General features: G+C 53.6%; 26 protein-coding genes. 9 read left to right on the forward strand and 17 right to left on the reverse strand.

Annotated features, from left to right (window positions below):
• The first annotated feature begins 2 nt into the window (after positions 1 to 2).
• The 4 genes from MT343_RS11080 (at position 3) to MT343_RS11095 (ending at position 4,186) form a co-directional block, all read left to right on the forward strand.
• Positions 3 to 1,145 carry an FIST signal transduction protein gene (locus tag MT343_RS11080; protein WP_145468196.1) on the forward strand — a complete coding sequence of 381 codons (1,143 nt, stop codon included), beginning with the start codon at positions 3 to 5 and terminating at the stop codon, positions 1,143 to 1,145.
• A complete protein-coding gene (locus MT343_RS11085; RefSeq protein WP_145468194.1) occupies positions 1,130 to 3,079 on the forward strand; it encodes a putative bifunctional diguanylate cyclase/phosphodiesterase in 1,950 nt (649 codons plus the stop codon). Before MT343_RS11080 ends, MT343_RS11085 begins: the two co-directional genes overlap by 16 nt.
• Before the next feature lie 33 nt (positions 3,080 to 3,112).
• Positions 3,113 to 3,577 (forward strand): hypothetical protein, encoded by a 465-nt coding sequence (locus MT343_RS11090; protein WP_145468192.1) that lies wholly within the window; start codon positions 3,113 to 3,115, stop codon positions 3,575 to 3,577.
• A gap of 120 nt (positions 3,578 to 3,697) precedes the next feature.
• Positions 3,698 to 4,186, forward strand: a complete 489-nt coding sequence (locus MT343_RS11095; protein ID WP_145468190.1) for an AAA family ATPase — start codon at positions 3,698 to 3,700, stop codon at positions 4,184 to 4,186.
• Positions 4,187 to 4,193: 7 nt separating this feature from the next.
• On the opposite strand, the gene MT343_RS11100 is transcribed toward MT343_RS11095, so the two are convergent.
• Genes MT343_RS11100 through pdhA form a run of 3 tightly spaced genes read right to left on the reverse strand, consistent with a single transcriptional unit; the run spans position 4,194 to position 7,512 of the window.
• Positions 4,194 to 5,351, reverse strand: a complete 1,158-nt coding sequence (locus MT343_RS11100) for a dihydrolipoamide acetyltransferase family protein (RefSeq protein WP_145468188.1) — start codon at positions 5,349 to 5,351, stop codon at positions 4,194 to 4,196.
• Positions 5,352 to 5,393: 42 nt separating this feature from the next.
• Positions 5,394 to 6,431: an alpha-ketoacid dehydrogenase subunit beta gene (locus MT343_RS11105; RefSeq protein ID WP_145468186.1), complete on the reverse strand. Its 1,038-nt coding sequence runs from the start codon at positions 6,429 to 6,431 to the stop codon at positions 5,394 to 5,396.
• A gap of 1 nt (position 6,432) precedes the next feature.
• A complete protein-coding gene (gene pdhA, locus MT343_RS11110) occupies positions 6,433 to 7,512 on the reverse strand; it encodes a pyruvate dehydrogenase (acetyl-transferring) E1 component subunit alpha (protein ID WP_230330891.1) in 1,080 nt (359 codons plus the stop codon).
• Between the two features lie 484 nt (positions 7,513 to 7,996).
• Between pdhA and MT343_RS11115 the strand changes: the two genes are divergently transcribed.
• Positions 7,997 to 8,545 carry a YaeQ family protein gene (locus MT343_RS11115; protein WP_145468184.1) on the forward strand — a complete coding sequence of 183 codons (549 nt, stop codon included), beginning with the start codon at positions 7,997 to 7,999 and terminating at the stop codon, positions 8,543 to 8,545.
• Here MT343_RS11115 and MT343_RS11120 read toward each other — a convergent pair whose 3' ends face one another.
• From MT343_RS11120 to MT343_RS11140, 5 genes are read right to left on the reverse strand one after another with little or no spacing between them, the layout of a single operon-like run.
• Entirely contained in the window at positions 8,546 to 9,265 is a 720-nt protein-coding gene (locus MT343_RS11120) for a substrate-binding periplasmic protein (protein WP_145468182.1), read from the reverse strand.
• Positions 9,266 to 9,280: 15 nt separating this feature from the next.
• The gene (locus MT343_RS11125; protein ID WP_145468180.1) at positions 9,281 to 10,021 is read right to left on the reverse strand and encodes a substrate-binding periplasmic protein; all 741 of its coding nucleotides are present in this window, start codon (positions 10,019 to 10,021) and stop codon (positions 9,281 to 9,283) included.
• A 55-nt stretch (positions 10,022 to 10,076) separates the two neighbouring features.
• Positions 10,077 to 10,919: a M90 family metallopeptidase gene (locus tag MT343_RS11130; RefSeq protein ID WP_145468178.1), complete on the reverse strand. Its 843-nt coding sequence runs from the start codon at positions 10,917 to 10,919 to the stop codon at positions 10,077 to 10,079.
• A 20-nt stretch (positions 10,920 to 10,939) separates the two neighbouring features.
• The gene (locus MT343_RS11135) at positions 10,940 to 11,575 is read right to left on the reverse strand and encodes a hypothetical protein (protein ID WP_145468176.1); all 636 of its coding nucleotides are present in this window, start codon (positions 11,573 to 11,575) and stop codon (positions 10,940 to 10,942) included.
• A gap of 6 nt (positions 11,576 to 11,581) precedes the next feature.
• Positions 11,582 to 12,061, reverse strand: a complete 480-nt coding sequence (locus MT343_RS11140) for an FKBP-type peptidyl-prolyl cis-trans isomerase (protein ID WP_145468174.1) — start codon at positions 12,059 to 12,061, stop codon at positions 11,582 to 11,584.
• Positions 12,062 to 12,162: 101 nt separating this feature from the next.
• On the opposite strand from MT343_RS11140, the gene MT343_RS11145 reads away from it, so the two are divergent.
• On the forward strand, positions 12,163 to 12,960 hold the full coding sequence (locus tag MT343_RS11145; RefSeq protein ID WP_186435853.1) for an alpha/beta hydrolase: 798 nt from the start codon (positions 12,163 to 12,165) through the stop codon (positions 12,958 to 12,960).
• A gap of 40 nt (positions 12,961 to 13,000) precedes the next feature.
• On the opposite strand, the gene MT343_RS11150 is transcribed toward MT343_RS11145, so the two are convergent.
• On the reverse strand, positions 13,001 to 13,786 hold the full coding sequence (locus MT343_RS11150) for a DUF599 domain-containing protein (RefSeq protein WP_222428527.1): 786 nt from the start codon (positions 13,784 to 13,786) through the stop codon (positions 13,001 to 13,003).
• Positions 13,787 to 14,346: 560 nt separating this feature from the next.
• Between MT343_RS11150 and MT343_RS11155 the strand changes: the two genes are divergently transcribed.
• Positions 14,347 to 14,550 (forward strand): hypothetical protein, encoded by a 204-nt coding sequence (locus tag MT343_RS11155; RefSeq protein ID WP_145468170.1) that lies wholly within the window; start codon positions 14,347 to 14,349, stop codon positions 14,548 to 14,550.
• A 72-nt stretch (positions 14,551 to 14,622) separates the two neighbouring features.
• On the opposite strand, the gene MT343_RS11160 is transcribed toward MT343_RS11155, so the two are convergent.
• The 5 genes from MT343_RS11160 to MT343_RS11180 are packed head-to-tail and all read right to left on the reverse strand — an operon-like array spanning position 14,623 to position 17,751.
• Positions 14,623 to 15,162, reverse strand: coding sequence for a DUF6942 family protein (locus MT343_RS11160; RefSeq protein WP_145468168.1), 540 nt, complete (start codon positions 15,160 to 15,162; stop codon positions 14,623 to 14,625).
• Positions 15,159 to 15,869, reverse strand: a complete 711-nt coding sequence (gene arsH / locus MT343_RS11165) for an arsenical resistance protein ArsH (RefSeq protein ID WP_145468165.1) — start codon at positions 15,867 to 15,869, stop codon at positions 15,159 to 15,161. Before arsH ends, MT343_RS11160 begins: the two co-directional genes overlap by 4 nt.
• Before the next feature lie 25 nt (positions 15,870 to 15,894).
• Entirely contained in the window at positions 15,895 to 16,926 is a 1,032-nt protein-coding gene (gene arsB / locus MT343_RS11170; protein WP_145468163.1) for an ACR3 family arsenite efflux transporter, read from the reverse strand.
• A 3-nt stretch (positions 16,927 to 16,929) separates the two neighbouring features.
• A complete protein-coding gene (locus tag MT343_RS11175) occupies positions 16,930 to 17,394 on the reverse strand; it encodes an arsenate reductase ArsC (RefSeq protein ID WP_145468161.1) in 465 nt (154 codons plus the stop codon).
• Between the two features lie 18 nt (positions 17,395 to 17,412).
• On the reverse strand, positions 17,413 to 17,751 hold the full coding sequence (locus tag MT343_RS11180; protein WP_444875576.1) for a metalloregulator ArsR/SmtB family transcription factor: 339 nt from the start codon (positions 17,749 to 17,751) through the stop codon (positions 17,413 to 17,415).
• 227 nt (positions 17,752 to 17,978) lie between these two features.
• Here MT343_RS11180 and MT343_RS11185 point away from each other — a divergent pair, with 227 nt between their 5' ends.
• Positions 17,979 to 19,259 carry a saccharopine dehydrogenase family protein gene (locus MT343_RS11185; RefSeq protein ID WP_145468159.1) on the forward strand — a complete coding sequence of 427 codons (1,281 nt, stop codon included), beginning with the start codon at positions 17,979 to 17,981 and terminating at the stop codon, positions 19,257 to 19,259.
• Positions 19,260 to 19,356: 97 nt separating this feature from the next.
• Positions 19,357 to 20,217 carry a PA4780 family RIO1-like protein kinase gene (locus MT343_RS11190; RefSeq protein ID WP_145468157.1) on the forward strand — a complete coding sequence of 287 codons (861 nt, stop codon included), beginning with the start codon at positions 19,357 to 19,359 and terminating at the stop codon, positions 20,215 to 20,217.
• Positions 20,218 to 20,334: 117 nt separating this feature from the next.
• Here the strand turns inward: MT343_RS11190 and MT343_RS11195 are convergent, their stop codons facing one another.
• The 3 genes from MT343_RS11195 to MT343_RS11205 all read right to left on the reverse strand — a co-directional run bounded on the left by MT343_RS11195 (position 20,335) and on the right by MT343_RS11205 (position 22,878).
• A complete protein-coding gene (locus MT343_RS11195) occupies positions 20,335 to 20,544 on the reverse strand; it encodes a cold-shock protein (RefSeq protein ID WP_145468155.1) in 210 nt (69 codons plus the stop codon).
• 231 nt (positions 20,545 to 20,775) lie between these two features.
• Entirely contained in the window at positions 20,776 to 21,729 is a 954-nt protein-coding gene (locus MT343_RS11200) for a glutathione S-transferase family protein (RefSeq protein WP_145468153.1), read from the reverse strand.
• Positions 21,730 to 22,431: 702 nt separating this feature from the next.
• Complete coding sequence (locus MT343_RS11205; RefSeq protein WP_145470538.1) at positions 22,432 to 22,878, reverse strand: DoxX family protein; 447 nt, start codon at positions 22,876 to 22,878, stop codon at positions 22,432 to 22,434.
• Positions 22,879 to 22,907: the final 29 nt, after the last annotated feature.

Genomic DNA, 22,907 nt, shown 5'->3' on the forward strand with positions numbered 1-22,907 from the left:
GAATGCAGGTCAGCCAGCATATCTGGGACACCACCAGCGTCCCGCCACAGTGGTCCCCGGCCCTGACTGAAGGTCAGGCTGATCTGTTGCTGCTGTTTGCCTCTGTTGATCCGGCCGCAGCGATCAGCACGTTGCAGCAACACTTTCCGGAAACACCTTTATGCGGCTGCTCAGCCAGCGGCGAAATTCATCAGCAGCGGGTGATCGACAACAGCATCACTCTTACGGTTATCCGCTTTGCCCATACCCGGATCAGACTCGTGACCGAATGCGTTGACGGTATTGAAGGCAGCCGCCAGGCCGGCATTCGTGTAGCGCAGCAACTGCAGCAGGACGATTTAATTCACATACTGGTGTTTGCTAATGGCCTCAGTGTGAATGGCAGCCAGCTGGTAGCCGGACTTAACCAACAGCTAGCCCCCTTCAACCATATATCCGGTGGTATTGCCGCCGATGGGGAACGCTTTAAACAAACCTGGCTGTACACCAGCGATGGCCGGTTCAGCCACCACGTCTGCGGTATCGGATTTTACGGCCAACATCTCAGTGTGAGCTGTGGCAGCTATGGCGGCTGGGACCCGTTCGGCCCAAAACGCCGCATTACCCGCGCCCGGGGTAATCGCTTGTATGAACTTGATGATATCTGCGCCCTTGATCTGTATGAAAAATACCTGGGTCATTATGCCGACCAGCTGCCGGCATCCGGCCTGCGCTTTCCATTGCTGATCTCCGCGGCAGACAACGATCCTGTCGTCTGCTCGGTGCTCGGCATTGACTGGCAGGAACGCTGCCTGCTGTTTGGCGCCGACATCCCTGAGCAACATTTCGCGCAACTGATGCGTGCGAATGTTGACCGTCTGATCGACGGTGCCCATACCGCCTGCCAGCAGGTCAGCCAACAAAACCAGGCAACACCGGATTTTGCCCTGCTGGTCAGCTGCGTCGGCAGACGGGTGGTGATGCAACAATTAATTGATGAAGAACTGGAAGCCTTCAGCGAGACACTGGGGGCCGATATCCCGGTCTGCGGTTTCTACTCCTACGGAGAAATTGCACCCAACCGCGGAGTCGGTAAGTGCAATCTGCACAACCAAACGCTGACCATTACTACATTTACTGAGCGAACAGCATGCACCGACTGCTGAAACGACAGCTAAAACGACATTTTCAGGAAACTGTCCCGGAAACATTCCAGCCACTGTTGCAGGCTATCAGCAGCGCTTACGAGCAGGCAGATCTTGACCGCGAAATGCTCGAACGTTCACTGGCATTGACAGCAGAAGAGCTGCTGGAGCGCAATCAGCGTCTGAGCCAGAACCTGCAGACGCAGCAACAGGCACAAGCCGATCTTAAAGCCTCCTATGAAATTCTTGATGCAACCCTGAATGCCTCAAAAGAAGGGATTCTGGTCGTCAGTGCCGATACCGACCGGCCGATTGCCGTCAATAAACACTATTTACTGCTGATGGGGCTGAGCGAAGAACGTATTAATCATATGACCGGCGCAGATCTGTTCCGTAATTCTTTTCTGCAATTATTTGAAGGTCAGCAACTGTATGATCAGCTGAAAGAAATGCGCAATCATGAGCATGGCAGTCACCGTATTTACCCGATGCGTAAAGGCGGCTGGCTTGAAGTCTATGCGGTCAAACACCCGGTCGCCGGTTATATCTGGATGCTGCGTGATATCAGCGAAATCCGTGAAAAAGAAGAAACCATCACCTATCAGGCACAACACGACAGCCTGACCGGTCTGCCTAACCGGGTACTGCTGCAGGACCGGCTGGAACTGAGTATTAACCGCGCACAGGCGCAGCATTCGCGCATTGCCCTGTGTTATATCGATCTTGATGGCTTTAAAACCATCAACGACAGCCTTGGCCATGCCAGCGGTGACAAACTGCTGATCGAAGTAGCCCTGCGCCTGAAACAGGGAATCAAACCCCAGGATACGTTAGCCCGTGTCGGCGGTGATGAATTTGTGGTCATCATGGATGACATCAGCAGTCAGGACGAAGTACTGCAGCGAGCCGATAATATGCTGGCCACTCTGATGCCACCGGTCGAACTGGATCAGCGCAGCTTTTTTATCGGCGCCTCTATCGGTATTGCCATGTACCCTAATGATGGAGAAAGCACCGGCCTGCTGATGCGTAATGCCGACATTGCCATGTACCGCGCCAAAGCCAACGGTAAAAACTGCTTCCACTTTTTTACCCCCTCACTGGAACGTATCGCCCAGCATCGCCTGCAGATGGAAACCGAACTGCGTAAAGCCATTGAGCAGGATCAGCTCGAGCTTTATTACCAGCCCAAAGTATTTTTACAGAGTGATCCGCGCGGCGCCCGTACCGGCCAGCTGCACAGTTTTGAAGCCCTGCTGCGCTGGCAGCGGCCGGACGGCAGTTTCGTATCACCGGAAAGTTTTATTCATATCGCCGAAGAAGCCGGCATGATTTCCCAGATCGGCCAGATGGTGGTTGAAAAAGCCTGTAATCAGGCCCGCCAGTGGCTGAATGAAGGCTATGAAAGCAATATCAGCATCAATTTATCACCGCGCCAGTTTCTGATTCCCGGCTTTCATGAAGATATTGTCGATACCATCCGCTCTTACGGTATTCCATCGGCGATGATTTCGGTTGAAATTACGGAAAGCCTGCTGATGCAGGATCTGGTCAGTGCCAGAGGCGTGCTGGAGTATTTCCGCGCACACGATGTCTTTGTTTATCTGGATGATTTTGGCAGTGGATTTTCCTCACTGAATTATCTGAAGACGCTGCCGGTCGATGCGATCAAAATTGACCGCACTTTTGTCCGCGATTTAAGCACCAGCCGCGCCGACCGTGCCATCGCCAACACCATCATCACCCTCGGTAAACAGTTAAATAAACTGATCGTGGCCGAAGGTATCGAAACCGTTGAGCAGGCCAACTTTCTGATCGACAGCGGCTGCGATCTGGCACAGGGTTATTTTTATGGCCGCCCGGTCAACGGCGAAGCTGCCCGGCATTATTTTCAGTTAAGTCCGACGCTGCCTACCGCCACCTCCCCCCTTGCCAAACCCGGTGCATCTGAGTAGATTCGCCGCATTCCTGAATCCTGAGAGGCCACTGTGAAATATCCGCAATTTATTGCCATCGACGGCAGTTCGTTTGAAGAACACGCCCATCCGGTTGCCATTGCCTGGTCGCAGTCTGACGGCCAGATCAAAACCACTCTGATTCAGCCGGAAGATGACTGGGACGACTGGGATATCAGCCTGCAGGATCTGCACGGCATCAACCCCGACACCCTGTATCAGCGTGGTGAAACCGCCTGGTCGGTGATGCGTGAACTGGAACACGATCTGGAACAGCCTTATCTGTTTGCCGACGATCCCGTGCGGGTAACTGAGCTGCTGGAAAAACTCTATGACGCCTGCAGCCGCGATCTGAGCATTGAAATCAGTGACTGCCGCGACGAATGGCAGGATGCTAACGCGCTGGATGAAAGTGAACTGCACCACCTGCCCTGCGACGAGCGGGTTCACCGTATGCTGCTGGCCTGGGCACAGGAACACGCCGCTGCTCGCGAATAACAAGCCGCGAATAACACAAGCCGGAAATAACACAAGCCGGAAATAACAAACAGAGTACATTGCCAGCGCCGTGCTCTCCTGATAAAACCTGATAACAATCAACATTATCAGGAGAGTGTCATGGCGAGCGGAATGCTGGTCTTTTTCTGCGGCAAAATGGGAGCGGGAAAATCCACTCTCGCCCGGCAATTGTCACAAAAAAATAACACCATTCTTATTTCAGAAGATCAGTGGCTGGCGGCCCTTTACCCACAACAGATCCATACCATAAAGGATTATCTGCGCTGCTCGGCTCAGTTAAAAAATATCCTGAACGAACATATCAGCCTGCTGCTAAACAATGACCTGACACTGATTCTCGATTTTCCCGGCAACACCATTGAGCAACGCCGCTGGTTTAAACATCTTATTGATAACAGTCAGTGCCGGCACCGGTTAATTTGCCTGGATCACAGCGATGAGCGCTGCCTGAAGCAGCTTGCTCAACGCCGCAAAGAACAACCGCAACGCGCGACATTTGATAACGAGGAAACCTTCTATCATCTGAGTCAGTATTTTCAGTTACCGACAGAAGATGAAGGTTTTACGGTTGAGTGGCCGGAGGATTAAAACCGGATCAGCGGTCAATCAAGTCCGGCTCTTTCTGCAAATCGGTAATAACAGCCGCTAAGAAACGACTGGCTTCCCCGCCAGTGACCGCCCGGTGATCAAAGGTCAGTGACAAGGGCAGCACCTTACCGGCAAAGAGTTCCCCCATGGCACACAGCGGTTTCTCCAGCACCCGCCCAGCCCCCAGAATCGCCATAGTGGGAGGTACCACCACCGGAGTGCCATAACGTCCGGCGATGGCGCCATAGTTCGACAGGGTAATGGTTGCGCCCTGCATTTCCCGCGGCGGAATGGTACGGGCGCGAACATCGGCTTTCAGCCGGTCGAGGCCGGCACGCAGGTCATCTGCGTTGCGGTTGGCAACGTCACGCAATACAGGTACAAACAAGCCCTGCTCGGTATCGACCGCAATCCCCAGGTCAATCTGACTGATCAGTCGCCGGGTCATCTGCTGATGCTGTTCATCACCGTGAAACCAGCCATTTAAATCCGGTACCGCCGCACAGCCTGCAGCAATGGCCTGCACCAGCCGGACACTGACATCCTCAGTGGTTTCCCAGTGCGACACATCAGCTTCATCAAACAGCGTAACGGGCACTACCTGAGCATGAGCCAGCGCCATGGTACGGGCCATGCTTTTGCGCACACCGGTCAGGCGTTCCCCCTGCCCCAGTTGCTGATCCAAACGCCCGGCTTTTTCCACATCATCGGCCGTAATTCGGCCATTCGGCCCACTGCCACTGATCTGCTGAATATCCACATTCAGACGCCGTGCCAGCGCCCGCACACTGGGCGTGACCCGCACCCGTGCGCCGGCATTCAGGCTGTTGCCCTGGCCAATCACAAAATGATCTTCGCTGCGTTCGCGCGCAACCGGCATTTCGCCGACCACCGAGCCGTTATCTTCACGCCCTGCAGTCTCAGAGCCTTCATCCTGCACAAACTCAACCAGTGGCTCACCGGTATTGACGGTATCACCGGGTTCACCAAAGCAGTGGCTGACCACCCCGGCACAGGGAGATGGCAGTTCAACAATGGCTTTTGCGGTTTCAACCGATAACAACAGCTGGTCAACCGCCACCGTATCACCGGCTTTTACATGCCACTCCACGATATCGGCATCGGCCAGCCCTTCACCCAGATCGGGCAAGCGGAAATAACGCATAAACACTCCTGATGTATCAGGCTTTTGATTTTTATGTCTGTTTTAACGGTAGCTCATGCATTGGTTAACGGCGGCCACAATGTCGGCCACCTGTGGCAGATACAGCTGCTCCTGGCGGAAATACGGCATTGGTGTATCAAAGCCTGTCACCCGGATCACCGGAGCCTGCAGTAAATCGAGGCTCTGCTCGCTCAGGCGGGCGGAAATATCCGCGCCGATACCGCCACTGCGCGCGGCCTCATGCACAATCACACAACGGCCGGTCTTTTCGACCGAGGCGCGGATGCTGTCCATATCCAGCGGACTGACCGTCGCCACATCCACAACTTCGGCGCTGATGCCCTGCTGTTCCAGCGCCTGCGCCGCTTCCAGGGTTTCCTGAATGCAGGCCCCCCAGCTGACCAGTGTGATATCACTGCCCTCACGCAGAATAAAAACCTTGTCCAGTGGCAGACGCGCGCCGTCATCCACCAGCGGTTGTTTCAGCGCGCGGTACAGGCGCTTGGGCTCAAGAAAGAGCACCGGGTCCGGGTCATCAATCGCACTCAGCAACAAACCATAGGCACGCCGTGGCGAAGATGGAATCACCACCCGGATACCGGGGATATGGGCAAATAATGCCTCTGTACTTTCGGAATGATGCTCGGGTGCATGAATGCCGCCGCCAAAAGGAGCACGCACCACCAGCGGGCAATGCAGCCGTCCGCGGGTGCGGTTACGCAGCCGCGCGGCATGGGTCACCAGCTGCTCCATGGCCGGGAAGATAAAGCCCATAAACTGAATTTCGGCGACCGGTTTCAGTCCCTGGCTGGCCATACCGATCGCCGTACCGGCAATCAGCGTCTCTGCCAATGGCGTATCCATTACCCGCTCACGGCTAAAGCGATCCTGCAGCCCTTGTGTGGCGCGGAACACACCGCCATTGCGGCCGATATCTTCGCCCAGAAGGACGACGTTCGGATCTTCGGTCATCGCCCGTGCCAGCGCCAGGTTCACCGCTTCGACCAGAGTCAGATCGCCCTGAGTCAGATCACGGGATGCAGATGCGCTGCTGAAGGAGTCTGTTATTTGATTGCCCATATCACACCTCCCGTGCCGTCATTCGTGCCGCAAACAGATCAAGCTGCTCATCCAGTGCAGGTGGCCATTCGGCGTACAGATGGTCGAACATGGCCTCTGCTGCCTGCGCTGGTGTTGCCAGATACTGCTCAACGGCCTTGCTGACAACCGTATGGCAGTGATCCTGCCAGCGCGCATCCATGGCTTCGTTCCAGGCGCCCTGAGTTGTCAGGAACTGACATAAACGCCGAACCGGCTCCCGCTCCCAGGCGGCTTTAACTTCATCATCGGTCCGGTAACGGCTGGCATCATCGGCAGTGGTGTGATCCCCCAGGCGGTAGCTTACCGCTTCAATCAGCGTCGGCCCTTTACGGTGCCGTGCCCGCTCCAGTGCATCGCCGACCACATCCAGCATGGCGATAATATCGTTACCATCCACCTGCACGCTGTGTATACCCGCACCCCAACCTTTTTGGGCCAGCGTGGGGGCTCCGCACTGTGCAGCACGCGGCACCGAAATTGCCCACTGATTATTGTTGATAACAAACACCACCGGCAGATGCCAGGTACCGGCCAGGTTCAGTGCTTCGAGGAAGTCACCTTTAGAGGTTGCACCATCGCCCAGGGTGCAGAGTACGGCCTGTGGCTGTTTACGGAACTTCAGTGCAGCCGCAGCCCCGACAGCATGGCCACACTGACTGGCAATCGGCACACAAACCGGTAAATCCTGTGCCGGGCCAGCATGACTGCCACGCTCATCTCCTCCCCAGTACAGCAACAGATCGTGCATGGCTGCACCACGGATAAGCTGAGTGGCATGATCACGGTAATAAGGAACAAAAATATCCTGTTCTTCCAGCGCCAGGCCACAGGCAACGCCAATGGCTTCCTGCCCGACCGAAGACGGAAAAGTGCCAAGCTGACCCGTGCGCTGCAGAGCAACCGCCTTCTGATCGAACATCCGCGTCAGCATCATCCACTCATAGGCACGCAGCAAAGGCTCAGGCTCATGGGCCCAGAGCGGAACCTCCCGCACCGGTACGCCATCTTCACCAAGATACTGCACCATGGCTGCAGCATGAACACCAGGAACATTACCCATAACACAACCCTCCCTCAGCGCCGGTAGCGCAGGCACACTTGTCAGTGGTACAGATAAGTGTGCGAGCCCGGTTGTCCGGCCAGCCACTCAGATACAGACAGGAAAGAAAACAGAACAGAAGCCGCACGCCATCCGCAGCGACGCGATACGTCATACAACTGACAAAGATCTGTCTGGCGACAGACTGACAAAGCAAATGAAAACGCATCCTGCACCTCCGGCTTTTGGCCTGAGTCCGCCTGACGGGCGGCTAATTGAACAGGTGCATCCGCCCTGCTTTTGGCAGAACAGACACAGTTAATGTGTAGCCGAAAAAAGACCAGCCAGAAAGGTGAAAGACCACTTTGAGCTAAACAATACGATGGCAAATAGTGTGATCGAATATAAGACGATCTGCTCTGCGGCGTATTCCGTGCTTACAGCCATAGCCGTCAGCCCATGAAACCATTAGAGTACGCGCTTATTTTTTCTGGCAATTACACCCATGGCGCTGAAAGCAACCATTTATAAAGCCGAACTGAATGTGTCCGACATGGACCGCAATCATTACCAGACTTACAACCTGACCATTGCTCAGCATCCGTCAGAAACCACCGAGCGGATGATGGTACGTCTTGCCGCTTTTGCCCTGAACGCCGGTGAGCAGCTGGAATTTACCAAAGGCCTCAGCACCGATGATGAACCCGATTTATGGGCGCACTCACTGAGCGATGAAATAGATCTGTGGATTGAACTCGGCCAGCCCGATGAGAAACGCATCCGCAAAGCCTGTAACCGTGCAAAACGGGTCATTATTTACGGCTACCACGGACGTGCCGCGCAATTATGGTGGCAACAGATCGAAAACAGCTGCCGGCGTTTCAATAATCTTCAGGTGGTGGATTTTGATGCGGCCGCCATAGAGCAGCTGCAACAATTAACAAGCCGCACCATGCGTCTACAGGCCAGTATTCAGGATGGCATGTTGTGGTTGGGTGACAGCAGCCAGACCATAGAAATCGGTATGACTGTGTTACAGGAAAGCAGCCGCTGATCAGCGCGTCTGACTCAGAATAGTCTCCAGCCGACCATCCGCAGCCATTCTGCCGAGCGCCTCATTAAAACGACGACGTAACTCGGTACCTCGTGTTGTTGGCTGGAAGGCAAAAAACACCGAATGAGTGCTGAGTGGGCTGGCCGCATCGTAATGCACCAGGTGGCCGGCATTCTCCTCACTGACCGCACGCAAAGCTGACTTTTCATCGCCAACAAATACATCAATGCGGCCAGCCAGTAGTTTTTTGATGCTCTGCGGGTCGGTAATAGTGCTTTGATAATTGGCGCCTGGCACCGATAAAACATCGCTGGAATAACTGAAACCAGAGGTATAGCCGATACGTTTACCAGTCATATCTTCAACTCTGGTTACCAATGGTTCGGTAACGCGGGTGAAAGCAAAAACACGCTTGCTGTACACCGCCGTTGTTGCCAGATATGGCGAGTTCATCGACAGATCAATGGCCGGAAAAATAACATCCAGATTCTGCTCAGCAAAAACCTCGCGCACCCTTCGGGTCGGGAAAAGGCTGATCACCAGCTCCTCGCCGGCTTCAGCCGCAACCGCTTCTGCGAGGCGGATAAAAACACCCCGGGTTGCCGACTCAACCATCAGCGGGATTGTAAAAGTCCCCATGCGCACAGACTCTGCCTGTAGCGGCATGCATACCGCCAGTGCCAATAGCGCTGTCAGGGTCAGACGATAATATTTGATCATGTCCTCAACATGCCCTCAATCATGATCCTGCGCTCCCGCATGAGGTCTTCTGGCCATGATATTGGCCAGAGTGCCACTGTCTTGCAGACGTTGCAGAGCCGCATTAATCTGCCCGGCGAGAATACGGCCTTCCTGATCCGCCCGGAAGGCATAAAACGTATCCTGCCTGCTCAGTGGCCGTGCCGGATCATACTGCACCCGGCTGACAGCCCCCGCCTGCTCCAGCGCGCGCAGACCGGAATGTTCCTCCACCACAAACACGTCAATACGCCCGGCCAGCAGCATCTGTACATTCTGAATATCGGTATTGGCACTCATAAACTGAATACCCGGCTGCCCGGTCAATAAAGGCGAATAAGGATAACCTGCGGTAATACCTACCCGCTTGTGCTGCAGCTGCTCCGGAGTGCTCAACACCGGTTGCCCCTTCAGAGTGAAGGCAAAGTCATCTTTGCTGTAAATACTGAGACTGCGCTCATAAGCCACTGGCATGGTGACGCTGAGCGCCGGAAACAGGCCATCCAGATTGCCCTGCTCAAATTCAGACAAGGCACGCTTGGCGGGAAAGACAGTAATGTGGATATCCAGCCCGGCTTCGGCAGCCAGAGCACGGGTCAGATCGATGAAAATTCCCTGCTGTTCAGACTCCACCATCAGCGGAATCGGAAATGTGCCAAACACCAGGGGACGCGCGGCCGACACGGCAGAAAGCGCCTGCAATACACAGAAAACAATCAGTAATTGGCCTGTGCGCATAACCTGTCCACAACCGAAATGAAGAGGTCATGCTACATCAGAATCCGCGGGGTTACTAACGCCCTGCCGGCATACAGCAGCGCTTATATTTTTTACCACTGCCACAGGGACACGGACTGTTTTTATGTGGCGCGGCATCACGCCTCAGATCCGCCAGATTCTGCTGATAAAAATCACTCAGATACCCATAAAGCTGCGGATGCTTTTTTTTCAGCAGCTGGGGGCGTTCAAAGAAGTATTCCGACGCCACAGCAAAAAATTCGGCCTGATTGGTTGCACCGTATTCAGGAATACCGGTTTTGTTCTGCTCCATTTCGCCAATTTTTTGCTGAACCAGACTGAACCAGGCATCACTGGTACGATAATTTTCCAGCCGCTCCGGAAAACCATCCAGCGCACCATCAGCCATATCCACCAGGTGGACAAATTCATGAATGCCAACATTGTGCTTATCTTTCTGATTGGCAAAACCGGCATGCAGATCGGGCTTACTCAGCGCCACTTTGCCAGCCATAGGACCGGTTCCGACCATGCCGGTAATTCGCGAATCCGGAGCGCCACACTGAAACTCTGGATTAAACGCTGCCGGCAGTAAAAAAACCGCCCGCACATTAAAATAATGCCAGCCCGGAAAGCCCCAAACCGGAATCACCGCACTCGCGGCAACCAGCAGGCGATCTTCATCGGTAACCTCAACATCGACACCACCTTCAACCGCAGTGGTCGCCAGAAACAGCTGACAACGGTGCTCAAATTCATGCCGCTGCGACTCATCCAGACGCTGATAAAACGCCACGTGCGACAACAGAAAATCAGACCATTCCGGCTGCCACACAGGTAATACCTTAACCTCGGGTTTCGCCCAGATTGCCAGTTTATTTAACAGCCACTGCCACATTGTGTATTTATCCCTGTTACTCAGAACATATATCCGAGACGCAACGTTGATACCGCCATATTCGGATACCAGGTCAGAACGTCTTCGGCCTGACGTACATCATCACGCTTGTCTTCATCAGCCAGATCAGCAGAAGAACGGGTAACCTCACCGGACACCGGCACCACCAGAGTCAGCCAGTCGACCGCCAGCGTCCATGGCCCCTGCTGCCAGTGATTGGCAATACTGAACTGCGCCATATGGGTATAAGCTTCGGTGCGGATTCCCTGATCTGTCAGCGGAAAACCATACACTTCAGGATCAAGATACACTTCATTGGTGCGATAAACATAACCACCGCTGAGATTAAAACTGTTGCCGAAAAAGCGACGCACCAACAGGCCTGCATGACGTTCTTTAAATCCGGCGAGTTTTAACTTAGAAAAATTCACCTCAAAACCACTGTTCATATAGGACAGTCCCAGCTGCCACTGGTCGCTGAGATTGACATTCAGCGCCACGCCCTTAGCTGCAGGAAAAGGCAGCGACACCAGCGAAAATGCTCCGTCAATGCCAACATGATGACTCGCCCGGAATTCCCGTGAGGTTTCGGCATGTAAGCCGGAAGCACAAACCATCAGCATACCGGCCAGGGTGATACGAATTCCCTTTCTCATTATTTTTCAACTCTCAATTTTTAATAATTCAACATCAAAGATCAGCAATGAGCCGGCCGGAATGGTTCCGGCACGCTGATTGCCATAGGCCAGATCGGCCGGAATAAATAAACGTGTTTTTTCACCTTCCACCATCAGCTGCAAACCTTCAGTCCAGCCGCGGATAACCTGATTCAGGCCAAAGGCAATGGGTTCGTTACGCACCACAGAGCTGTCAAATACCGAGCCATCCAGCAAGGTGCCGTGATAATGCACCAGCACCCGGTCGCGCGGGCCCGGGGGTTTCTCACCAGTACCCGGTTCCAATACCAGATATTGCAGACCGGATGCGGTTTCTTTTACGCCATCCTGCTTTTTATTTTCCGCCAGAAATTCAGCACCCGCTGCAACATTGTCAACCGCACTTTTGCCACTGCCCATACCGGCACGACGTAATGCATAGAACAACAGACCTGCAATGATCACTACCAGCAAAATATTCAGCATACGAACTCCCGGAGCAATAAAATAATCAGGCATTCTAGCGACTGGACGGCATCAGTACCATGCCGTTTAATGACCTTCAGCCGAATAACAGGAATATCACTATGCCAACCGTTCACAGCGCAGCAGAACCGCGCCCAGCCATCGTTTTTATTCACGGCATGTGGTGCGGGCCAGAGGTATTTGAGCCCTACCGGCAATTTTTTACTGAGCACGGTTACCAGTGCCATACCCCGGCGCTACGTCAGCACGATATTCAGGACAACGAAAGCACAGCGCTTGGCCAACTCAGTCTGCGCGACTATGCCGCCGATCTGGAGGCTTTTATTCGCACCTTGCCACAACGGCCGGTGCTGATTGGTCACTCGATGGGAGGATTGCTGGCGCAAATGCTGTGTGCACGCCAATTAGCAACAGCTGCGGTGTTAATTTGCCCGGCATCACCGGCCGGCGTACACGCTCTGACAGCATCCGTTGTGCGCAGCTTTTTTACAGTGATGACGCGCTGGGGTTTCTGGAAAAAGCCCAACAAACTCTCTCCGGCAGCAGCGCGCTACGCCCTCTTTAATCGTCTGCCAGATGACGCAGCGCAGGATGCTTATCAGCAAATGCGCCATGAAAGTGGCCGCGCCGCCTTCGAAATTGGTTTCTGGTTGCTTGACCGGAATAAGGCCAGCCGGGTTGATGAGCGCAAAGTTACCCAGCCGTTACTGGTCATCTCCGGCGCCGACGATCACATCACCCCCGCAGCCATCAATAAAAAAGTCGCAGCGCGCTATACCAACGCCGAGTATCGCTGCTACACCAACCATGCCCACTGGCTGATTGCAGAACCCGGCTGGCAAAGCATTGCCGGAGATATCGCCGACTGGCTTAAGCAGAAGCACGGGCAGAACGCATAAAAAACGCCGCAGATGCGGCGTTTTTTTACTGAATCGTGCTTCAGTAACGCGACAGTTCTTTATCGTCTTTAAATAACTTATCTCCGACGTTCTCAACCTTTTTCAGAGCTTCCAGCGAGTTTGACAAAAACTCCCGCTCATACAGCACCACCACCACCAGTGCTGCTGCGGCAATAAACGCCCAGGGATGGATAAACCAGGTCAGGATGGCGAGTGAAAAATAAAAAGAGCGCAACCCGTAGTTATAACTGCGGCTGGCCTGATCAATGATTTTGGCACCATAAATCGCAAAGCTGCGGCGTTCGGCCGCGGTTACCGAATCATCGCCCGGTAACGGAGCTGCACCCACCAGAACGGAGGCAAAGCCAAACTGACGCATCGACCAGGTAAAGGTGAAGAAGGCATAAATAAACACGCCGATTAAGGTCAGGATTTTCAGTTCCAGCGCCAGTAAGGTATCGACCACCGCAAACGAGACTCCGGACAACATGCCCTCAACTTTATCGACGGCGGTCAGCGCCGTCAGCAAACCCGCAAGAATCAGCACACAGGAAGAGGCGAAGAAATTAACGTTACGCTCAAGATTGGCCAGCAGAGCGGCATCCCCCACCCGCACTTCGCGCTGCAGCAGGCGCCTCATCCAGTTGATGCGATGCACATGCAAAACAGACGACAGAGAGGCAGAGGTTTTCGCTTTGTACTTGGCAAACTGGGTATAGGCTACCCAGCAACCGATAAACCAGGCCAGGCTGAGCCAGTTAATTAAACCAATTTCCGACATGCAGCCATTCTCCAGATAAATCACAGTACAAAGATACGTCAGCATAACCGGATTAAAGCCCGGTATGAATACACCCGTACCGCAAGCCTGACTAAGTAGTTTTACCAGTCAGGCAGAACAACTAGGGCCTGTTAACACTAATTAAACAGGCCTGTTATTGGATAAAAATTTCTCAGGCAAGGCGCTGAGAGTGTGGGATGTTCAGCACATCCCTGTGCTTCACCCCTTCGGGGTTGGCACGCCAACCTGTTCCAGACAGGTTGGTAACGGGTTAAGCGAACGAACAGCAACGCAGGATGAGGGGTTTTTAGCCATAACCCTTCGGGCTGAGGCCAGTTTTCCCCATTAACATCGTCGCTCGTTATTCATTTAGCCCGCTAATATCACTCCTCTCTCCTTGTTCTGAGAAAAGCTGGCTCTCAGCAGGCCCGATTCACTTAGTGTTAACAGGCCCTAGCAGGAAAGTTCTGTGTTTATAAAGATAACGATTGAACTGCTGCCGCTTTCTGCAATCATAGCGCTGCGGCAGCAACTGCCGTCTAAAGACCTGAGCAGGAAAGGCCTGCACAGTAATGATCAGAGCGATCACAATAACGGAGAGCAATATGAGCAAGAAAACCAAGGCACTGGCTGGCCAGCCGGTACGGCGTAACCTGCATGCCTGTGCGGCCATTATGCGCAAAGGTGGCGTACACGAAACCACGACCAAGGCCAAACGTAATCAGGCCAAACGGCAGCTGAACAAAGCAATGCGTGAGGGGGGCAACAGCTCCCCTTTTTATTGCCTGTTATTTGGCATCATTGCCTGAACGGCTTACCTCCCTACCCGACTCCCTACCCGATCCTATCCCCGAACGGCTTATCGCTCCGTTCTGACCTTTTCACCGCTCCGCTCTCTGTTTTAACCACTCAACCAAGCGCTGAATTTTAATATCCGACAACTGGCGGTAATCAAAATACGGGCACAGCACCAGCCCCGACGCTTTATGCAGGGCGAAGTCGTTATCCAGCCAGATCAGCTCGGTACTTAAACCCAGAGTCTGGGCATAGCCTTTAGCCAGTAATAAACGGATTTTGGTGCTATCAGGGCTCAGCGATGGCGGCGAAAATAACAATGCCTGCCCACTGCCCGCCTGCAATAACTGCTGATCGCGCAGATCCTGCCAGCGTGTATAGCCAGACACGTCCTGATTGTTATCTCCGTTAATACCGGCCTGCTGCAATGCAAAGATCAGCTTGGCATACACATTAAAAATCTTGCGCCAATGATTGCCGGTTTCGCTGGCAATACGGGCAATATCTCCGCGCTGCAGCGGCTGCATTATCTGCAGTTGCTGGTATTCCGCCAGCGGCGGACGGTTGGCGATAAATACCTGAATCCGCGCATGTTCATCGCCCAATCCGATCAGTGGCTGATTCATATTGAGCGCTGATTAACCCGCTTCATTAATTCTTCCGCGCTTTCTTTGCGCTCGGAGTAACGGTCGAGCAGATAATCATTACGGTCGCGGGTTAACAGCGTAAATTTCAGCAGCTCTTCCAGCACATCGACAATACGGTCGTAATACGGTGACGGTTTCATACGGTCGTTAGCGTCAAATTCAGCCCAGGCTTTGGCTACCGACGACTGATTCGGAATGGTCAGCATCCGCATCCAGCGGCCTAAAATGCGCATTTGGTTCACCGCATTAAAGGACTGTGAACCGCCGCATACCTGCATCACCGCCAGCGTTTTACCCTGCGTAGGCCGCACTGCACCCATATTCAGCGGAATCCAGTCAATCTGTGCTTTCATAATGCCAGTCATGGCACCGTGGCGCTCCGGCGAGCACCACACCATGCCCTCACTCCAGTTCACCAGTTCGCGTAATTCCTGCACTTTCGGGTGGCTGTCGTCACTGTCGTCCGGAAGCGGTAAACCGCTGGGATTAAATACCCGGGTTTCGGCCCCCATGGCCTCTAATAAGCGCACACTTTCTTCCACCACCAGCCGGCTGAACGAACGGCTGCGCAGCGAGCCGTAGAGCAACAGAATCCGCGGCTTATGACTCGCCGCCTGGCGGCAGAATAATTCGTCAGCGGCCGGAACTTTAAATAACTCCGGTATCAGGTTCGGTAAATCGCTCATGGCTTATCCTCATGCACCTTTGTTTTTATTTACCAAGTGCCGCTGGAAACCAGTGACGGGTTTTATTGGCAAAGGCCACCAGCGATAACATCACCGGTACTTCTACCAGCACGCCCACCACCGTCGCCAGCGCCGCACCGGAATGCAGTCCAAACAACGAGATGGCCACCGCAACCGCCAGTTCAAAGAAATTACTGGTGCCGATCATGCACGCAGGCGCGGCAATGTTATGCGCCAGACGCATTCTGCGGGCGATAAAATAGGCAATAAAAAAGATGCCATAGGTCTGCAGCATCAGCGGAATGGCAATCAGCAGAATATCAAACGGTTTGGCGACAATGGTCTGCGCCTGCAGGGCAAACAAAATCACCACGGTACTGATCAGACCAAGAATGGAGAAGGGTTTTATCGCCGCCATAAAGTGCGTCAGGCGCTCGGTATGACGATCGGCCGATAACCACTTGCGGGTCAGTACCCCGGCCACCAATGGCAGCACCACATACAACAGTACCGAGATCAGCAGGGTCTGCCACGGCACCTGAATATCGGATACGCCGAGCAGGAAAGCAGCAATAGGGGCAAAGGCAAAAATCATAATCAGATCGTTAACCGACACCTGCACCAGAGTGTAATTGGCATCGCCTTTGGTTAACTGACTCCAGACAAACACCATCGCCGTGCACGGTGCGACGCCGAGCAGAATCATCCCGGCAATGTATTCACTGGCGGTCTGGGCATCGACCAGCCCGGCGAAAAAGACTTTAAAAAATAACCAGCCCAGCAAGGCCATGCTGAACGGTTTAATCAGCCAGTTAATCACCAGCGTCAGCAGCAATCCCTGTGGCTTTTTACCGACATTTTTAAGAGCCGAAAAATCAATCTGAATCATCATCGGATAAATCATCAGCCAGATTAATACCGCCACCACCAGATTTACCCGCGCCACTTCCAGCGCCGCAATACTGGCAAACAGATCAGGCAATAACAGCCCAAGCACCACACCCAATACCATGCCGGCGCCTACCCACAGGGTTAAAAAACGCTCAAAAATACCCATAATTCAGACTCCGCTCTGCTGCTGAAATAAATGCTGAATATCGGCCGCTGTTTTATCCGACCAGTCGATGACGCTGAGAGCACGGATACGCTCACGTAAAACAGCCGCAACCTGATTAAACGCCGCGCTCTGTTCGGCCTCCGGCAATTTTGACGGATCGGGTAATCCCCAGTGCACTTTGATGCTGTTGCCCATCCACAGTGGGCAGGCCTCTCCGGCGGCACTGTCGCAGACGGTAATCACCACATCCGGGGCGAAATCTGCAAATTCATCCCAGCTCTGACTGCGCAGATCATCGCTGCGGATTCCCTCCTGCTGCAGAAAATTCAGCGTACCCGGATACACCACACCCGCCGGCTGACTGCCGGCGCTGCGCACCTCGAAAACGCCGCTACTTTCTGCGCGGCAAATGGCTTCCGCCAGAATGCTGCGGCAGCGGTTATGGGTACAAACAAATAACAGTTTCATAAAAATATCCGGATAGGCTCAGCAACAGGAAGACGAATTGGCAGCAGTCAGGGCACTGCAGCGATTGGCGTAAGGGGCAATAAAATCATGATTAGCCGCCAGCGTGGTGGCGATCACCTCCCCGGCCCATAGCGGCAATTGCGGATGCAGACGGTAATACACCCATTGGCCGCGTTTTTCACTGCTGAGTAATTGCGCCGTGCGTAATTGCGCCAGATGGCGGGAAATTTTCGGCTGGCTTTCTTCCAGCGCCGCCATTAAATCGCACACACACAGCTCGCCATGCTGTTGCAGCAACAGCACCATCACCAGCCGGGTTTCATCATTAAGACACTTGAACAGGGTTAACGGGCTCACGGCACTTACCAGCAGAAATATCTGGAAAATCATATATATGTTTTTTCATATATACAATTACCAAATGCATTCTGACCCGGATGCCACCTTCAGCGGTCTTCCCAGCCCTTACATTCCCCCGCTTTTAGAGGTAACTTGCCTGCTTCTGATAATAAAAAGCGTTGCCGTTAGCAGGGTTTGTCGACCCTAACGCAGCAGCCCAAAAGAAAATAACAAGGAGCCCAGCTATGACAGCCACCAGCCCTGATACGGCCACACCTCATTTCGATCTGATTGTATTTGGCGCCACCAGTTTTGTCGGCCAGATTCTGACCCGCTATCTGGCGGAAACCTACGGCCTTAATGGCGAACTGAAATGGGCCATTGCCGGCCGTTCAGAAAGCAAACTGCAATCGGTGCGCGGCAGCCTGGTGCCGGTACTGGGAGACGAGGCCAAACACCTGCCGATTCTGCTGGCCGATGCTGCACGCGATGAGCAGGTACGCGCCCTGTGCGAACAGACCAATGTCATTGTCTCCACCGTTGGCCCTTACGCCCTGTATGGCGAACCGCTGGTCAAAGCCTGCGCTGAAAGCGGCACCGACTACTGCGATTTAACCGGCGAGCCACAGTGGATCAAACGCATGCTGGAAAAATACGAAGCCAGCGCCAAAGCCTCCGGCGCACGCATTGTGCATTGCTGTGGCTTCGACTCAGTGCCTTCCGATATGGGCGTCTACTTTCTGCAGGCCGAAGCGCAAAAGGCCTGGAACGGCAAAACCGCCAGCCGCATTAAAATGCGCGTAAAAGCCGCCAAAGGCGGTATGTCCGGTGGTACCGTGGCCAGTATTATCCAGCTCACCAAAGAAGTGATGGCTGATCCGGCACTGCGTAAAGAACTGGCGAACCCCTATTCCCTTTGTCCGCCGGAGCACGGTTTCCGCGCCCGTCAGATCAACCAGAAAGGTGTTGAAAAAGACACCGACCTGCTCAGCTGGTCTGTGCCTTTTATTATGGCCGCCATTAATACCCGCGTGGTGCACCGCTCCAACGCCCTGCGCAACAAACTCTATGGCGACAACTTTATGTACGACGAAGCCATGCTTACCGGCGGCGGCGCCAAAGGCTATGCACTGGCGGCGGCACTGGTTGGTGGTATGGGCACCTTTATGATCGGTGCGGCGTTAAAGCCCAGCCGCTGGCTGCTGGAAAAATACGTACTGCCCAAGCCCGGTGAAGGCCCGACACCAAAACAGCAGCAGGAAGGCTATTTTGATATCCGCTTTATCGGCCGCAGCGACGATGGTCAGACCATCATTACCCGCGTAAAAGGCAAAGGTGACCCGGGTTACGGCTCCACCGCCAAAGTACTGGGTCAGGCGGCCAGTGGGCTGGCGCTTGATTTTTACCGCGACGGGAAAAAATGCGATCGCGAAGGCGGCTTCTGGACTCCGGCCTCCATGTTTGACGAGCGTTTTATCCAGCGTTTGCAGGAAAAAGCCGACCTGACCTTCGAAGTTCTGGCCTGAAACTCCAGCAGCATCAACCGCTTAGCATCCTGCTGAGCGGTTGATGCTGCGGCTCCCACCGATTCCATCTGCCCCTTATCTGGGGTATAACACGCCGATGAAAATACCAAAACGATTACAACCCCTGGTGGATGATGGTCTGATCGACGAAGTCATCCGCCCGCTGATGAGTGGCAAGGAAGCTTCTGTTTACGTAGTACGCTGTGGCGACGAAATCCGCTGCGCCAAAGTGTATAAAGAAGCTGATAAACGCAGCTTCAAACAGGCTGTGCAGTATCAGGAAGGCCGTAAAGTCCGTAATTCAAGGCGTCAGCGCGCCATGGAGAAAGGCTCAAAATTTGGTCGCAAACAGCAGGAAGATGCCTGGCACAACGCCGAAGTAGAAGCGCTGTATCGTCTGGCCCGCGCCGGCGTACGGGTTCCTGCGCCCTATGGCTGTTTCGACGGCGTACTGTTAATGGAACTGGTCACGGATGAGGCCGGTAACGTAGCACCACGCCTGAACGACGTCGCCATGAGCGAAGAGCAGGCGTTGGAAGATCATTACGAAGTCATGCATTACGTTAAATTAATGCTGGTCGAAGGTCTGGTACACGGTGATTTATCCGAATTTAACGTTCTGGTCGACGATTACGGTCCGGTGATTATCGACCTGCCGCAGGCCGTGGATGCCGCCGCCAATAACCATGCCCGCAGCATGCTGCAGCGCGACGTCGACAATATGACCAATTACTACGCACAGTATGCGCCGCAATTAAGCGGTACACGTTATGCGCAGGAAATGTGGGCATTATACGAAGAAGGCGAATTACTGCCCGACACCGAACTCAGCGGCGAATTTGCCGACAGTGAAGAAAGTGCCGATGTGGCTACCGTACTGGATGAAATCAAAGCCGTACTGGCTGAAGAAGAAGCACGCCGCGCACGCCTGAAAGAAGCAGAAGAAGGCGACGACTGATAAACAACGTTATTTTTTAAAAATATTCAGGCACAAAAAAAGCGAACCTAAGGTTCGCTTTTTTTCTCTCAGATATTTAATTCTTTATCGTCCCGTCGGACAGATAAAGACAAATACTTACAGAGGGATAATGTCTTCTGCCTGAGGACCTTTCTGGCCCTGAGTAACAGTAAACTTAACTTTCTGGCCTTCAGCCAGAGTTTTGAAACCAGTACCAGTGATCGCTTTGAAGTGAGCGAAAACGTCTGGACCGTTTTCCTGTTCGATGAAACCAAAACCTTTAGCTTCGTTAAACCATTTTACAGTGCCGGTGATTTGATTAGACATAATCAATATTCCTGTTTTTTCAAAAGTTGGATGGCCAGATGGCCGGTATGCTGGAAGATGTACAAATAACTTATGAAAAACAAAACAGGATGAAGAGCTTCTGCAGATTGCTCAGAGACTGAGACAACATTGCGGGGCGGACATCAAGCGGTGACCATAAATATAAGGACGAACTAACAAGCTGGGGGCAGTCTATACCTATCCCCCACCCTGTCAACGTTTATTTTTCGATCAGTTCAGAATACTGTCCGGCCCCAGCGGCACAATACCCGATGGGTTAAGTGCTTTAACCGAATAGTAACCCGCCTTGATATGCTCAATATTCACCGTTGCCGCCACGGCCGGTAAGGCAGCAATACGCTGCATATAGCTTTGTAAAGCCTCCATACTGCGCAGCGTATTACGGTTGCACTTAAACAGACCGTGATAGGCCGCATCAAAGCGCACCAGTGTCACAAAAGTGCGGATATCGGTTTCTGTTAAAACATCACCCAATAAATACGCCCTGCCATCAGACAACTGACTTTCCAGCTCATCGAGCATCGCGAACACACGCAGATACGCTTCTTCATAAGCTGCCTGCGATGAGGCAAAACCGGCCTGGTAGACACCATTATTCAGCTCCGTGTAAATGCGCGCATTCAGTTCATCGATTGTCCCCGCCAGCGCCTGCGGATACAGATTCAGTGTATTACCGGTCAGATGATCAAAAGCACTGTTCAGCATGCGCAAAATATCAGCCGACTCATTATTCACAATGGTGCCGGTCTTTTTATCCCACAGCACCGGCACCGTCGCCCGCCCGGTAAACCGACTGTCAGCACGGCTGTACAGTTCATGCATATACTGCGCGCCGTTAAGCTCATCGGTATCGGCCCCCGGATAACCACCAAAGGCCCAGCCCTGCTCCGTCAATACCGGATTCACCACACTGACGCTGATCAGCGCCTGCAGTTGTTTTAACTCACGCACCATCAGCGTACGTGACGCCCAGGGGCAGATATAAGCCACGTACAGATGATAACGCCCGGCTTCGGCCTTAAAGCCGCCATCACCCGTTGGCCCGGCACTGCCATCGGCGGTGATCCAGTGGCGGAATGACGATGTCTGACGGATAAAACGCCCGTCTTCATCTTTTGCCTGCACCGGCTGCCAGTCGGCAGTCCACACACCATTCACTAACATAACGACCTCCCATACCTAAGCGATAAAAATACACCATCGTGAAAAACGACTAACTGTAGATAAAAAACAGCGCTAAAAAATGTCTTCACAAAAACTTTAAAACGACAACACTATTCGCTGATACTCTTCCAATCAATTTGATACCCCGTATGCCTCCCAGGGGAACTTATCCCCTTGCCGGCGGGCCGACCCCAGCTTCGCGCTGTGCAGGCCTTTTTCCTCCATTCAGACCACCTCGGTCACGATAACGCGGATAATGGGCCATCCATGGCCCTATCCGCTCGCTCTGCATCCATGCAGAGACGTACCGGCTCAGTGCTCTTCATTCCGGCGTCCTGCAGGCGCATTGATTACTCCGCCAAGCGGCTTTTCAGAACGGACATTATTGTTCGATAAAAACGACGTTGCGGCCGGGATAAACCGCGCCTCTGGGCCCGCCGCCATGAGCGATGATTTTTACGATCTGTCTGGCATGGATGCCAGACAAGCGTATCCGGCCATGGATGGCCGATATACGCGTGGTCAGTAAAAACCGAGTGAATAAGGACCACGGGCCAGAAAGCGCAAAGCAGGGGTTTGGGGATAAGATCCCCAAGTTGGGGCGCAGGGGCTTGCCCCGCAAAGGCTGTTCACATTCAACCGACTCTTAATGATTAGCTGAGTGAACAACGTTTCCGTTAAGCGGGCCTCAAACTCTGCAGTTCAGCGCAGACGCTCCGCCAGCACACGGTCAACCGACAGTGCACCACCGCCCTGAATCGCCAGCGCAACGGTTACTGCAAACAGCGTCAGCGCGTATTCGTAGCCGTTATTGCTCATAAACAGACCATTGCTGATATGCACACTGAAGATTGCAATCAGCATGGTAAAGGCGCTGACCAGAGCCGCCGGACGGGTAAGCAGACCGAAGACCAGCGCCAGACCACCGAAGAACTCGGCACTGCCGGCCAGCAAGGCCATCAGATAACCCGGTTCCAGACCGATGCTGGCCATCCATTGTCCGGTGCCTTCCAGACCGTAACCACCAAACCAGGCGAAGAGTTTCTGCGATCCGTGGGCCGCCAGAATCAGGCCAACCGGAATACGCAGGGCCAGTGCGGCCAGACCTGCATTGGTGTTCAGTACGCGTTGAATAAGTTGAGTGTTCATAATGTGCTCCCGACGTAATGTGTTTGGGC

The sequence above is a fragment of the Venatorbacter sp. C2-1 genome, from assembly GCF_022832715.1.
Taxonomy (GTDB): domain Bacteria; phylum Pseudomonadota; class Gammaproteobacteria; order Pseudomonadales; family Oceanobacteraceae; genus Venatoribacter; species Venatoribacter alkanivorans.